At 28.1% G+C, this 15,045-nt stretch carries 10 protein-coding genes; 9 read left to right on the top strand and 1 reads right to left on the bottom strand.

What is annotated here, in order from left to right; genetic code table 11:
* Positions 1 to 65: 65 nt before the first annotated feature.
* Complete coding sequence (locus ACYUET_RS17450) at positions 66 to 563, bottom strand: MogA/MoaB family molybdenum cofactor biosynthesis protein (protein WP_460281754.1); 498 nt, start codon at positions 561 to 563, stop codon at positions 66 to 68.
* 471 nt (positions 564 to 1,034) lie between these two features.
* Here ACYUET_RS17450 and ACYUET_RS17445 point away from each other — a divergent pair, with 471 nt between their 5' ends.
* The 9 genes from ACYUET_RS17445 (at position 1,035) to ACYUET_RS17405 (ending at position 14,978) form a co-directional block, all read left to right on the top strand.
* Positions 1,035 to 2,249 carry a molybdopterin molybdotransferase MoeA gene (locus tag ACYUET_RS17445; RefSeq protein WP_460281753.1) on the top strand — a complete coding sequence of 405 codons (1,215 nt, stop codon included), beginning with the start codon at positions 1,035 to 1,037 and terminating at the stop codon, positions 2,247 to 2,249.
* A 138-nt stretch (positions 2,250 to 2,387) separates the two neighbouring features.
* Positions 2,388 to 3,344, top strand: coding sequence for a GTP 3',8-cyclase MoaA (moaA, locus tag ACYUET_RS17440; RefSeq protein ID WP_460281751.1), 957 nt, complete (start codon positions 2,388 to 2,390; stop codon positions 3,342 to 3,344).
* A gap of 2 nt (positions 3,345 to 3,346) precedes the next feature.
* The gene (moaC, locus tag ACYUET_RS17435; RefSeq protein ID WP_460281750.1) at positions 3,347 to 3,814 is read left to right on the top strand and encodes a cyclic pyranopterin monophosphate synthase MoaC; all 468 of its coding nucleotides are present in this window, start codon (positions 3,347 to 3,349) and stop codon (positions 3,812 to 3,814) included.
* A 134-nt stretch (positions 3,815 to 3,948) separates the two neighbouring features.
* Positions 3,949 to 4,380 carry an MOSC domain-containing protein gene (locus tag ACYUET_RS17430; protein ID WP_460281809.1) on the top strand — a complete coding sequence of 144 codons (432 nt, stop codon included), beginning with the start codon at positions 3,949 to 3,951 and terminating at the stop codon, positions 4,378 to 4,380.
* 249 nt (positions 4,381 to 4,629) lie between these two features.
* Positions 4,630 to 5,442: a molybdate ABC transporter substrate-binding protein gene (gene modA, locus ACYUET_RS17425; RefSeq protein ID WP_460281749.1), complete on the top strand. Its 813-nt coding sequence runs from the start codon at positions 4,630 to 4,632 to the stop codon at positions 5,440 to 5,442.
* A 191-nt stretch (positions 5,443 to 5,633) separates the two neighbouring features.
* A complete protein-coding gene (locus ACYUET_RS17420) occupies positions 5,634 to 6,479 on the top strand; it encodes an ABC transporter permease (protein WP_460281748.1) in 846 nt (281 codons plus the stop codon).
* Between the two features lie 365 nt (positions 6,480 to 6,844).
* Positions 6,845 to 12,202 (top strand): CehA/McbA family metallohydrolase, encoded by a 5,358-nt coding sequence (locus ACYUET_RS17415; RefSeq protein WP_460281746.1) that lies wholly within the window; start codon positions 6,845 to 6,847, stop codon positions 12,200 to 12,202.
* A gap of 252 nt (positions 12,203 to 12,454) precedes the next feature.
* A complete protein-coding gene (locus ACYUET_RS17410; protein WP_460281745.1) occupies positions 12,455 to 13,630 on the top strand; it encodes a YibE/F family protein in 1,176 nt (391 codons plus the stop codon).
* On the top strand, positions 13,617 to 14,978 hold the full coding sequence (locus ACYUET_RS17405) for an N-acetylmuramoyl-L-alanine amidase family protein (protein WP_460281743.1): 1,362 nt from the start codon (positions 13,617 to 13,619) through the stop codon (positions 14,976 to 14,978). The genes ACYUET_RS17410 and ACYUET_RS17405 overlap by 14 nt, the downstream gene beginning before the upstream one ends.
* Positions 14,979 to 15,045 lie beyond the last annotated feature (67 nt).

Raw genomic sequence — 15,045 nt, 5'->3', positions numbered from 1 at the left:
TTTTTTACCATTTGAGTTAGTTACAGCATATGTAATAAGAATTAAATTAACATATAGTTAGAAGATTATTTTTTAGGTGTTGCACATTCAGTTGCATTTCCTGTTAGTATATCAATACCATGAGGAATAGCATCTAAAATTACTTCTAAATTTTCAGTAGCACCTTTAGGACTACCAGGTAAATTGATAATTAATGTTTCATTTCTTATACCAGAAATACCTCTTGATAACATAGCTTTAGGTGTTATTTTTAAAGAGGCAGCTCTCATTGCTTCACCAAATCCAGGAACTAATTTTTCAGATACTTTCAATGTTGCTTCAGGGGTTACATCTCTTTTAGAAAATCCAGTACCTCCATTTGTAAGAATTAAGTTAACTTTTAAATCATCACAAAGATAAATTAACTCTTTACTTATCAAATCTATATCATCGGGTAGTACCTTGTAATAAGTTATAGAATATTTATCTTTTGGAAGAATATTTTCAATAGTTGGACCTGTAATATCTTTACGTTCACCAACATGTCCTTTATCACTCATAGTAAGTATAGCCGTTTTTATCATAATCGCATCTCCTATCAAAAATTTTATTAAATATTTAATATATATGTTCTAATTAAGTTGATACATTTATAATCTTTTATATAATTTTTATAGAAAATTATATCTTTAAATTAATACTATCTAGTTAGCAGCATATATATCATAAATTTTCTATATAAGTTCTTCACTAAACTAGCGAATGGATCTGTTATTTTTTGATTCTACCTTAATGAACAAACTTTATTGGAACTTATATATAACTTATAACTATTTTACAACTAAAGAAGTCATAAATTAAACATTAAATTGAAAAAATGTATAATAAGAAGAATTTATGGAACTAAATAGAAGGAATTCAATAAAATAGATTGAATATTATACATATAAGAAATTATATAGCGATATGTGTATTATAAATAAGTATTAAGTAGATAAATAGCTTATTAAGAAATATAATTTTATTTTTTAATATTTATAAGAAAGGAATTTCAAATGATTAGTATAGAAGATGCACTAAATATAATTAATAAAGAAACAAAAATACTTGGAGTAGAAAATAGAGAGTTACTAGATAGTGTTAATAGAGTTTTAGCAGAAGATATATACTCTAAGGATAATTTACCACCATTTAATAAATCATCAAAGGATGGATATGCTATAAAAAGTAGTGAAACATCTAACTGTAGCAGAGAAAATATCTGCAAACTTAAGATAAAAGGTGTTATAAAAGCAGGAGATTTTATTGAAGATACTTTAAAAAATGGAGAAGCTTATAAAATAATGACTGGGACACCAGTACCTAAAGGAGCAGATGCAGTTGTAAAAATTGAAGATGTTGAAATTGAAGATAATAATCTTTTAATTTTTGAAGAAATAGAAAAGGATAACAATATAATTAAATTTGGTGAAGAAATTAAAATAGGTGATTTAGCAATTAAAAAAAATTGTGTTATAAGACCAGTAGAAATAGGAGCATTAGCATCGCTTGGATACAGTGGTGTTAACGTATACAAAAGTCCAACTGTGGCATTAATTATTACTGGAGATGAACTTGTTGATATAAATTCAAATATTGAAAAGGGACAAATAAGAAATAGTAATGAATATTCATTAAAAGCATTAGTAACAGGTTTAAATGCAGAAGTTTTATCTTTAGGTATTGTTTCTGATGATAAAGAAACTTTAAAAGAAAAAATGAAGTATGCTTTAGAAAATGCAGATATTGTTATTACCTCAGGAGGAGCATCTGTTGGGGATTATGATTTTGTTAAAGATATTTTAAAAGAAATAGAGGCTGATATTAAGTTTTCTAAGATCGCAATTAAGCCAGGAAAACCAGTAACATTCGCTACTTTTAAAGAAAAACTATTTTTTGCACTTCCAGGAAATCCATCATCATTAATAACAACGTTTCAAAAACTTGTAAAACCAAGTATTGAAAAAATGATGGGAAAAGATAATTCTGATTCAGAAGAATTCCCTGTTAAATTAATGTATGATTTTCATGATGAAGTGGGTAGAGAGAAATATGTTTATGTTGAAATAAAAAAGGTAGATAGAAATTATTGTGCATATAAAGTAGGATCACAGTGCTCTAATCATCTAATGACTATGAGTAGAGCTAATGGCGTGGTTATTGTCCCTAAAGAAATTGGAGAAGTGAAAGCGGGACAAGTACTTAATGGGAAATTTATATTTAGAAAATAATAAAGAGGTATTGTCTCAAAATTAATGTAGTATATTAAAAAGTTTATATTAGGTATAAACGCCTCTTTGATCTATTATTTTATTTCATGTGCCTAAATATTTTGAGACAGCTATTTTACAGCAGAGGGGTAATGCTAGATGATGGATTCATATGGAAGAAGGATAAATTATTTAAGAATATCTGTTACTGAACTTTGTAATTTGAGATGTAAATATTGTATGCCTGAAAAAGGAATAAATAAGTGTAATCATAAGGATATTTTGAGAATAGAAGAATTTCTTAAAATAGCTGAATCTTTTGTAAATAAGGGAATAGATAAGATTCGTATAACAGGGGGAGAACCTCTGGTTAGAAAAGGGGTATTAAGTTTAATAAAAGGAATATCTAAAATTCAAGGTGTAAAAGATTTAGCAATGACAACTAATGGTCTACTTTTAAAGGAATATGCGAAAAATTTAAAAGAAGCTGGACTTAATAGAGTTAATATAAGTTTAGATACACTGAATGAAAGCAAGTATAGAGAAATAACAAATGGTGGAGAGCTTAATAAAGTTTTAGAAGGAATAGAGGAAGCCAAAAAGGCAGGACTTACTCCTATAAAGTTAAATGTAGTTTTAATTAAAGATTTTAATGAAGATGAGATTGAGGATTTTATTAATTTAACTAAGAATAATGAAATAGATGTTAGATTTATAGAACTGATGCCTATAGGAGAGCTTAAATATTGGGCGTTAAATAGATACTTATCAAATGATATTGTTTTGGAAAAGAATAAAGAATTGATAAAAATAGAGAATGAGGATAAGTCATCACCAGCAAAATATTATAAGTTACCTAATGGAAAAGGAAGAGTTGGAATTATAAATCCTATTTCATGTAAGTTTTGTGAGAATTGCAATAGGCTTAGATTAACTGCAGATGGAAAAGTTAAAACTTGTCTTCACTCAGATGATGAGATAGATATAGGAAAAGTTTTAAGAAATGGTGAGAATATAGATAATGCAATTGTTGAAATAGTAAAAAATAAACCTAAAGAACATAATTTAGAACAAGGTAATTATATAAATAGAACTATGACAGCTATAGGAGGGTAATTATGGAATTTACACATTTTAATGAAGATGGACGAGCTCACATGGTAAATGTTAATGAAAAGAATAACACAAATAGAGTTGCGATAGCAACAGGCAGTATAAAACTCAAAAAAGAAACTGTAGATTTAATAAAAAATGGGAAAATTAAAAAGGGTGATGTACTATCAGTTGCTCAAGTAGCAGGGATTATGGGGGTTAAAAGAACTTCAGACTTAATACCTATGTGCCATAACATTTTTATAACTGGAGCTGACATTAAATTTGAAGTCTTAGAAGATGAAATTAAAATACAAGCAGAAGTATCAACTGTAGGTAAAACAGGAGTTGAAATGGAAGCGCTAACAGCAGTTTCTACAGCAGCACTCACAATATATGATATGTGTAAAGCTGTAGATAAGGGAATGGAAATAGGTAATATAACTCTTATAAAAAAGACTGGTGGAAAAAGTGGGGATTATATTAAGAAATAATAAAATTTTTACTAATAAGGATATGTTTTAGAATATCAGTAACATTGTAGTATGAAGCTCATGGACAGATGAATAAAACATAGCTATCAATAAAAAGTTTAATGAACTTAAGGGGGAGTAATTTTATGAGTATAGTGGGGAAAGTTGTTGCTGTTAATATCAGTAGTACAAAAGGTGTTATAAAGAAACCTATAGAAAAGGGGGTATTTATAGAGGATTTTGGATTAGAAAATGATGCACATGCAGGAAAATGGCATAGACAAGTAAGCTTGTTAGCAAAAGAAAGCATAGAAAAAATGAATAGTTTAGGAGCGAAAGATCTTACATATGGAAATTTTGCGGAGAATATAACTACAGAAGGAATAGTACTTTTTGAATTACCTGTTGGAACAAGGTTGAAAATAGGGGAAACGTTGCAAGAGGTAACACAGATAGGAAAAGAGTGTCACAAAGGATGCCAAATAAAAAAACTAGTTGGTGATTGTGTTATGCCAAGAGAAGGGATATTTACAAAAATAATTAAGGGTGGAATAATAAAGCCAGGGGATAAAATAGTAGTTTTATAATATTTTAAATGAATATTAATATTATAGTATAAAGCTCATGGACAGAGGAATTTGTTTTCATAACTCCAAAAATAAATATTAGTCCAATTAATGCATGTTCCCAATCAAAGATTGCTGACAAGCAATTAATTGTACAAATATTCATTAGGAGATTATAGAAAACAAATTCCAATGCCAGTTCACCCTTATACGATAATATTAATGTTATGTTAAAACATAGTTATATATATTAGGTAGGGGGAATAATAGATGAATAAAATAGTAACAAAGAAAAGTATAAAAAATATATGTATTTGTATGATGATTGGTATGTTTTCATTTGGTTTAAATGGATGTGGTGCTCAAAAACCTAAGGAAAAATCAGTAACTGTATTTGCAGCAGCGAGTCTTACAGAATGTTTTAATGAAGTAGGAAAAGAAATAAAGAGTGATAAAAATATCGATGCTGTATTTAATTTTGCTGGAAGTCAATCATTAGTTACATCAATTGAACAAGGAACTAAAGCTGATGTATTTGCATCTGCTAATACTAAGTATATGGACAAGCTAAAAGAAGGGGACTATGTTTCAGAAAGTGTTATATTTGCAGAAAACAATCTTGTATTATGTAAGAATAAGAAGAGTAATGTTGTTATAGATAAATTTGAAGATTTATCTAAACCTGAGGTTAAAATAATAGCTGGAGATAAATCTGTACCAGTAGGTAATTATTTTCATAAAGCTTTAGATAATCAATTATCAGATAAAAAAATAAGTCAAGATACTTATACAAATATAATGAATAATATAAAAAGCCATGAATTAGATGTAAAGAGTGTTGTAAGTAAGGTTGCTTTAGGTGAAGGCGATATAGGTATAGTTTATAAAACTGACATAAATGAAAATAATAAACAAGACTTAGATATTATAGAGTTAAAGGAATTTGAAAATTTAAAAGTACAATATCCTATAGGTTCAATTAATAAATCTGAAAATAGTGAAGCTGCTAAAGAATTTATTGATTATTTAACAAGCGATAAGGGTAAAGAAATATTAAAAAAATATGGATTTAAAGTGGATTAACAAATTAACTATGTTTTTAATGAATGTTAATATATATAATATCAATACTATTTTAAAACATAGACGATAGATTTTAATGCATTAGATAGAGTTAAGTTTAGGAAAGAAAATAACAAGTTAAGCTACATATACAAATGTACTAGTATATTAACTTGTTATTTTTTGACTTATATTATATTTAGGAGAAATTTATGATAGAAAGCAATTGTAGAGAAAGATATATTGTAGAAAAACAAAAGTGTAAAATATTTAAAAATCTGAAAATCTCAAATTATATATTTTTAATATTAATATTTTTATATGTATGTTTCTTAATAGTGCCTGTAATAGGGTTAATTAAATATTCAGGAATAACAAAATTATTAGAAACTATTAGAAATGTAGATAATATTTATTGTTTAAAGCTAAGTATGAAAACTTCATCAATATCAGTATTATTAACATTTGTGTTTGGAACGCCTACAGCTTTTTATTTATCTAAAGTATCTAAAAATAAAATTACTAAAATTGTAGATATTTTAGTTGAACTTCCAATAGTGTTACCACCAGCAGTAGTAGGTATAGGGTTACTTTTAGCATTTGGAGACAATGGATTTATAGGCAAAATATTTTCAAGATTAGGATATAGTATTACATTTACACCAATAGCAGTAATAATATCTCAACTATTTGTATCTTCTTCACTTTATATAAAGTTTTTAAAAAATTCTATAGAGGATGTACCTAAAGAAATTTTTGAAGTAAGCTATGTACTGGGTGCAAGTAAAATCAGAACTAATATAAAGATAATAATACCTATGCTGAAAAAAACGATAATATCTGCACTTATACTATGTTGGGTAAGAGCATTAGGAGAATTTGGTGCTACTTTAATGTTTGCAGGAAATGTTATGAATAAAACAAGAACCATTCCACTTCAAATATATACATATATGCAAACAGATATTAGAATGGCAACAGCATTTGCAGGTATTTTATATGTTTTATCTTTCATTATGATTTTAATTATTAGAATTTTATTGAGAGATAAAGATTGATTTAATTAGTATATATTTTTAATAAAAAAGTGTAATAAATTCACTAATATACATTAGAAGATTATATCTTATGATAAATAAAAAGAAGAAATAAAATGAAATTCCATTTTATTTCTTCTTTTTTTGTAATTATATAAATATTTAAATTCAAAGTATATTAGTATTTTATTTAAATTAAATCAATCTAGTTTAGAGAATATTAATTATCATATATTATATTTAATTATTTTACAAAAAATAACAAGGATTAATGTTAAATAGATGAATTGTTTAAAAGTTCTAAATAAAGATTTTAATTACATATATTGTATGGTAAACTATAATATGTAAAAGTAAATATTTTACAAGTGGTGGGAGGGGAAATAATGATAAAGAAAAACAAAAAAATAATTGCTTTACTAATTTCGGTGTCAGTTTTGAGTACTTCAGTTGTATTACCTAGTCAAAGTACATTTGCTTTAGACAATATAGTAGATTCTATGCTAAATGATGGTAAACAAGATGAAAGTAAACAGGATATAACTACTGATAGTACTACTGTTGTTAAAAATGAAACCGTTAACACAGAGGAAGTTAACGCGGGTAAAGAGGAAATAGTAAATAAAGAAGAGTCTAAAAATGATACGACAATAAAAGATGAAACTAAAGTAGACGGAAAAAATGATACCAATGTAACTTCGAATGAAAATGACAACAAAGATAATTCAGAGAAAAAAGTTGAAAATTTAGAAAGACCAAAAGACAATATATCAGAAGAAAAACCTGTAGGTGATATAACAGAAAAACCAATTGAGGTTCCAGAAGATAAGACTAATGAAGATATAGAACAAGAGGTTAAGGAAGAAGTTAAAGATGCAGTTAGTGATGCTATAAGCATTGAGGATGCAAGAGGTTTAGATGTTGGTAAAGAAGCTACAGTGTGTGGTGTTATTTCTTTTAATGATAGAGGTTTTACATTGCATATTCAAGATGAAACAGGTGGAATAGCAATTTCAAATAAAACTAGTAAAGTCCCTTTAAATGATATAAAGAAGGGGGATTTAGTTAAAGTTACAGGTACAAGAGATTCATTTAATAATTTAGAACAATTACAGGTAACTAAAGTAGAAGTCATTAAACAAAATCAAGAACTTGAACCAGAAGTTTTAACAATCGCTCAGTTAAATACAGGTAAGTATGCATCTAAGTACGTTAAGATAGAAAATGCAGTTATAAATATAAGTGAAACAACAGAAAATGGAAAGAAAAAAACAGTAGTAAAACTATCACAAGAAAATAATAATTTAGATATATATTATTTACCTAAAAATACCGGATTAAATACAGGAGATACTGTAACTGTAGAAGGTACAATGGGACAATATAAGGATACTGCACAAATATATGGTGCATCATGTAAGTTTATTAAAGAAGAGCCAACAGAATTTTCAATTAGTCATAGGGGTATTGATAAAGCCAATAAGAACGAAGATTTAGTAATAAAGGCAGAAACTGTTGCAGGTGAAGCTAGTAACATAGAATTAAATTATAGAGTTAAAGGTTCAGAAGGATTTACCAAATTAGATATGCTTAAGGGGGAAGATGGAAAATATATAGCTACTATAGCTAAAGAAAAGTTGGATTTAAAAGGAATTGAATATTATATATCGGCTAACTGTGGAGAAAAGGAAGCAAAAACACCTACTTATTCTGTAGAAGTTACAGATAAAGTTATTAGTGAAATAAACATAAAAGATGCAAGAAGCTTAGATGTTGGTAAGGAAGCTACAGTGTGTGGAGTTGTTTCCTTTAATGATAGAGGTTTTACATTGCATATTCAAGATGAAACAGGTGGAATAGCAATTTCAAATAAAGTTAGTAAAGTCCCATTTAAAGATATAAAGAAAGGGGATTTAGTTAAGGTTACAGGTACAAGAGATTCATTTAATAATTTAGAACAATTACAAGTAACTAAAGTAGAAGTTATTAAACAAAATGAAAAACTTGAACCAGAAGTTTTGACAATCACTGAGTTAAATACAGGTAAGTATGCATCTAAGTACGTTAAGATAGAAAATGCAGTTATAAATATAAGTGAAACAACAGAAAATGGAAAGAAAAAAACAGTAGTAAAACTATCACAAGAAAATAATGATTTAGATATATATTATTTACCCAAAAATACCGGATTAAATACAGGAGATACTGTAACTGTAGAAGGTACAATGGGACAATATAAGGATACTGCACAAATATATGGAGGATCATGTAGTTTTACAAAGGCACCTGAATTTTCAATTAATCATAAGGCAATTGAAATGACAGATAAGAATAAAGATTTAGTAATAGAAGCAGAAACAGTTGCAGGTGAAGCTAATAATATGGAATTAAATTATAGAGTTAAAGGTGCAGAAGCATTCACTAAGTTAGAGATGACTAAAGGGGAAAATGGAAAATATACAGCTACTATAGTTAAAGAAAAATTAGATCTACAAGGACTAGAATATTATATATCAGCTAAGTCTGGAGAGAAGGAAGCTAAGACAGATATTTATTCTATAAGAGTTGTTAATGGTGACTTTAAACCTATAGACTTTTATGATTTACAACCAGCAGAAAATTCTAGAGTTGATATGGAAACGCTTACTCCGATAAAAGTTTCATTTAAATCAGAAGGAAGTATAAATAAAGATTCTATTAAAGTATTTGTAGATGACAAAGATGTAACCTCAAATTCAAAAATAACAGAAACATCTGTTGAATACACCCCAACTGAAAAATTAAAATCTGGCGCTCATAAAGTAAAAGTAGAAGTCAGTGACAACTTAGGTAATATAACAACTAAAGAATGGTCATTTAGAGTAGCAGCCAGTGGAGATATGAAACATTTATTTGGACAACTTCATGCACATACTGATATTTCAGATGGAAAAGGTTCATTAGATGAGGCTTATAAATGGGTAAAGAAAAATGGCGCGGATTATTATGCAGTAACAGACCACTCAAACTGGTTTGATAATGATACATCAGCAAATCTTGCAGATGGTTCAAAAAGTGAAAAATGGGTAAATGCTCATAAAATAGCTGATGAATATGATAAAGATGAAAATTTTACTGCTATTTATGGATATGAAATGACATGGTCAGGTTCTACTGGTGGTTGGGGTCATATAAATACTTTTAATACGCCAGGATTTGAGACAAGAACTAACAAAGCGATGGATTTAGCAAATTACTATAAAACTATCCAAACGCAACCTCAATCAATATCTCAATTAAATCACCCAGGTAAGACTTTTGGTGATTTTGCTGACTTTGGTTTTTATAGTGAAGGTGCAGATAAATATGTAAACTTAATCGAAGTAGGAAATGGTGAAGGTCCAATAAGAGGGTCAGGATATTTCCCAAGTTATGAATACTATACTAGAGCATTAGATAAGGGATGGCATATTGCTCCAACTAATAACCAAGACAACCATAAAGGTAATTGGTATACATCTAATAATGCAAGAACTGTAATTATTGCTGATGATAATTCAAGAGAATCTATATATGATGCTCTTAGAGAAAAGAGAGTATATGCTTCAGAAGATACTGATATGACAATAGATTATACAATAAATGATGAAGTTATGGGAAGTTCTCTAGGAAATGTTGATAAACTTAACTTTAAAATAAATGCAAATGATCCTACTGATAAGATAAAGAAAGTTTCAATAATAGCTAATGGTGGAGTAGAAGTTGATTCTAAAACTTTTAATTCTAATGATGTTAATTGGGAATTTACTTTAAATCCAGAGTATAGCTATTATTATGTTAAGGTTGTAGAAGAAGATAAAGATATAGCAGTTACTGCACCAGTTTGGGTTGGAGATGCTATAAATGTTGGTTTATCAAATGCAACAGTAGATACTGATATGACCTTACCAGGTGAAAATGTAGAATTCAATGTTGGATTCTTTAACAATAGCGAAAATGAAGTTAAAGATATTAAATTTGAATTCTTTAAAAATGAGATAAATGATTCTAATAAAATAGGTGAAAAAGTTGTTGAAAATGTAGCAAGTACTAAAACAGAAAATGTTAAGTTTAATTGGAAAGCAGAACAAGAAGGTGAATATACTTTATACGCAAAAGCAAGTGTTAAATTAGAGAAAGGAGAAAAATCATTTACTACTAGTGCTAAAGTAAAGATTGTAAATCCTGAAAAAGTTCAAAAGATATTAATTGATGGATATCATTATAATCAATATATAACAGGAGATTATGCTGGAAAGTATACAGCATTTAAGAGTTTATTAACAGAGAAAAATGGATTAACAATAGTAAATAAAGATAAAATAACTGATGAAACTTTAAAAGATGTTAAGATACTAGTTCTTACAAATCCACAAAGCAAGGACAATAATACTGCAGGATTGAAGGCAAGTAAATTTGAAGATAGTGAAATACAAGCTATAAAGAGATATGTAGAAAATGGTGGAAATGTAATAGTATCAACTAGAGCAGACTATAAAGATGGAAAAGGTGAATACAGCAATAATATTCAAATGAATTCTGTATTAGAAGCTATAGGAACTAAGTTAAGAGTAAATGATGATGAAGTAATTGATAATACTAATAATGGTGGACAAGAATATAGATTATATTTAACTAATTATGATTCACCAAATTATAAATTAACTAATGGTGTTGAAAATGGTAAGGACCAATATAGTTTTTATAATGGGGCTTCAATAATTCTTGCAAAAGGTGCAAATCAAGAGGGTGTTGACTTCTTAGTAAAGGGATTTGAGACTACTGAAACCAAAGATGCAGATGGTGATGGAGATAATGTACCAGTTCCTAAAGGGGAGGTAAATACACTTGGTGTGGAACAATTAAGCAATGGTGCAAAAATAGTTGTTTCAGGAAATACTTTCTTCTCCGATTTTGAGATTGATGGTACTAATGGAGAAAAATATTCTAATATAAAAATTACAAACAATATTGTTAATTGGATGATGCCATCTGAAGAAGTTAAAGTAGTTAAATTAGGGGATATTAGAAAAGATAGTAATAAAGATGGAAAACCAGATTTATACGGACAAACAGTTACAGTTGAAGGATATGTAACTTCTCAGTCTGAAGCAGTAGAACCTAAAAATTCATTCTTTGAAGTTGTTTATATTCAAGATGAAACTGGAGGAGCTTGTATATTTGGTGTATCTAGCACTAAATTAAAAGTTGGTCAAAAAGTTAGAATAACAGGAACAATTGATGATTATCAAGGAGAATTAGAGCTTGCATTAGCAGATAGAAATTCAGGAACTAAAGTGAATAATATTGAAGCTAAGAATGTTAAATTAATAGATGAAGATATTACAAAAGTAGAACCAACTAAACTTTTAACAGGAGACAGTATGTTACCTATTAATGGTGGAAAACTTGTTAAGGTACAAGGTAAAGTTGTAGATATGAACGATCAAAACTTATATATTGATGACGGTACAGGCATATCAAGAGTATATGTTGAAGGATATATATGGGATGGAATTAATGAAAAAGTTAAAGGAAAATGGGATTCAAAAATTAAAGTTGGAGATGAAGTATCAGCAATTGGATTAGCATCATGGGATCCAGAAGGCGGAAGATTAAGAGTTAGAAATACTGGTGAAATAAGATTAGCATCAGAAGAAAAAGCTGAAGAAGACAAGACAGTAACTAAGCATTGGGAAAATACTAACTGGACAAGAAAGAGATAGATTTTTTAATACACACTGATTTAAGGAATTAGTTATATCAATTATAACTAAAGAATTAAGAAATATACTATGACATAAAGGATATCTAATAATAAGTCCATTTTCTGAAAACGTATTAATATCATAGCGTAAAGTTTAGTGTAATATTAGTTAGATTTTAACTAAATTTCAATATAAATAGTTAATTAAAATATATTAATGATAAAGATATGTTTTGGGATATCCTTTATGTAAAAATAAGGAGCGTTTGCTGTGGAGATTAAAAAGTATAAAAGTGATATTGGATTTATAGTAGTTACAATACTTTTAGGATTAATAATTATATTCTCATCAAAGTTAATATTTAATGGTGGTTTTGTAGAGGATAAATTAAATCGAGGAGTAAAGTATTATAAAGCAGAAGTAGTAGGAATAGATAAAGAAAAACTTCAAAAGGACAAGTATATAGATGATATAGAATTAGGATATCAACAGATAAAGTTAAAGGTTTTAGACGGTCCCTATAAAAATAAGGAGTTTAATGTAACTAATAATATAAGCAGATTGTATAATACAAAAGTCAAACAAGATAGCAAGGTTATTGTAGCATTCTATCTTAAAGACGGAGAAATAAACGATATTTCAATATCTAGCTTTAAAAGAAGTCAAGTAATTATAACAATGGGAGTGTTATTTTTAATGACAATACTTTTTGTTGGAGGATTTAGAGGTTTAAAGGCAATAGTATCGTTAATTTTTACAATAGTTTGCGTTATATATTTAATGTTACCTCTTATGCTAAGGGGAATAAGTCCTATATGGGCATCAATTATAGTAGTAGCTATAAGTACGGCAATTACATTAATTTTAGTTGCGGGAATAAATAAAAAAAGTCTTTCAGCGATATTTGGAACTTTAATAGGGGTAATAATATCTGGAATTCTTGCTTATGCATTTGGAATTTGGGGAAACCTTTCAGGAATAAATATGTCAGATGCAGAAAGCATAATGTATATATCTGAAAATACTGGTCTTAAAGTAAAAGGAATAATGTTTGCAGGAATATTAATATCAGCTTTAGGTGCTGTAATGGATGTAGCTATGTCAATATCTTCATCAATATTTGAAATACATTTATTAAATGAAAATATGTCTAAAAGCGATTTATTTAAAAGTGGAATGAATATAGGTAAAGATATAATAGGAACAATGGCGAATACATTGATTTTAGCTTTTGCAGGAGGCTCATTAAATATATTAATATTAATCTACTGTTCTAATATGAGTGCAAATAGGTTACTTAATTTAGATATAGTAGGAACAGAATTAATACAAGGTTTAGCAGGAACTACAGGAATCATATTAACAGTACCTGTGACTGCTTTAATTGCTTCATATTTAAGTAAACGTAAAAATGAAGGGAGTAGATTTTATAATGAAAAGCGTTAAGTTAAAGAAAATTGCAGCAACAGTTGTGGCAATGGCTGTGATTATTTCTACATCACCAATGGGTGTATCAGCAGCATGGAAACAAGATTCAAATAATAATTGGAGATATGAAGAAGGTGATAGCTTAGCTACTGGGTGGAAAGTGATTGATGGAAAATGGTATAAGTTTAATGAATCAGGAAATATGCAAACAGGCTGGATAAATGATAATGGAAAATGGTATTATACAACACCAAGTGGGGAGATGAAAACAGGTTGGATAAATGATAATGGAAAATGGTATTACTCATCTGAAAATGGAGAGATGAAGACAGGCTGGGTAAATGACAATGGGACTTGGTACTACACATCGTCAAGCGGAGAAATGACAACAGGATGGGTAAATGATAACGGAACTTGGTACTATACAGCTTCAAATGGAGCAATGCAAACAGGTGTTGTTGAAGTTGAAAATAAAGTATATTCATTATCAGAAACTGGATCAATGCAAACAGGAAATGTTATGATTAATGGAGAGGTTTATAATTTCTCACCAACTGGTGAATGTGTTGGGGATAAAACACCAACTCCTACTAAATCATTTACTCAATCAGGAGAAGCAATAAATAAACCAGAAAATAATAATGGAGATGCAAAAGACAATATAAAATCTACGGATACTGATAGTTCTAAATCATCTTCATCAAGTGGTTCAAAAAAACATCATAATAACTCAGGTTCATCAGAGTCAAAAGAAGTTATGTCTAAGTTAAATATAAAAAATAATGATATTTCATTTGATTATAATATAGATACTAATACTGAATATAATATCAATTGTGAAATATATAATGAAAATAATAAAATAATAGATATTATAAAATGGGACAAGGTTGATAGTAAAAATGGTTCACAATGTAGTATTCGTATAACAGATATATTAGGAGAAATGAACGAAAATAATTATATTATTTCAAAAATTACTCCTAAAAAAGGAAATTCAGCAAAAATAACATCTCCTAAAATGCAAGTTTTAAGTAATAAAGAGATGAATTTAGATTTAGCTAATATTAATGCAAAGGTTGAAAATGTAAATAATTCTTATAAATTAACCTTAACAAATAATGAAGATTTCTTACCAGGAACTTATGTAGTATATGGACATGAAAGTAAAGATAGTGCATATGTAGCAACTACTTATTGCCCGGGAAATATAAAAACATTAGAATTCAATGGATTAAATTATAGATGGGCAAATGGAGAAGTTTCAAAATTAAAACTTGTAAGAATTCATGAAGCAAAACAAAATAGTGACGGAACAGGTTCTTGCGAAGTTGAATTTACCAATAATTTTGATTTAAGAAAATAATTATATATAAAGTAGAGTTGACTATTGTATATAAAATTATTTTAATACCAATTCTCTCATATTGATA

The sequence above is a fragment of the Clostridium sp. CTA-5 genome (assembly GCF_054768135.1).
Note: the sequence above shows the minus strand (reverse complement) of the source record. Positions and strands in the feature narration are given on the sequence as shown.

Bases quoted from the DNA above. Each gene is read 5' to 3' on its own strand.
- ACYUET_RS17450 (WP_460281754.1), bottom strand. From the start codon at position 563: ATGATAAAAACGGCTATACTTACTATGAGTGATAAAGGACATGTTGGT.
- ACYUET_RS17445 (WP_460281753.1), top strand. From the start codon at position 1,035: ATGATTAGTATAGAAGATGCACTAAATATAATTAATAAAGAAACAAAA.
- moaA (WP_460281751.1), top strand. From the start codon at position 2,388: ATGATGGATTCATATGGAAGAAGGATAAATTATTTAAGAATATCTGTT.
- moaC (WP_460281750.1), top strand. From the start codon at position 3,347: ATGGAATTTACACATTTTAATGAAGATGGACGAGCTCACATGGTAAAT.
- modA (WP_460281749.1), top strand. From the start codon at position 4,630: ATGAATAAAATAGTAACAAAGAAAAGTATAAAAAATATATGTATTTGT.
- ACYUET_RS17420 (WP_460281748.1), top strand. From the start codon at position 5,634: ATGATAGAAAGCAATTGTAGAGAAAGATATATTGTAGAAAAACAAAAG.
- ACYUET_RS17415 (WP_460281746.1), top strand. From the start codon at position 6,845: ATGATAAAGAAAAACAAAAAAATAATTGCTTTACTAATTTCGGTGTCA.
- ACYUET_RS17405 (WP_460281743.1), top strand. From the start codon at position 13,617: ATGAAAAGCGTTAAGTTAAAGAAAATTGCAGCAACAGTTGTGGCAATG.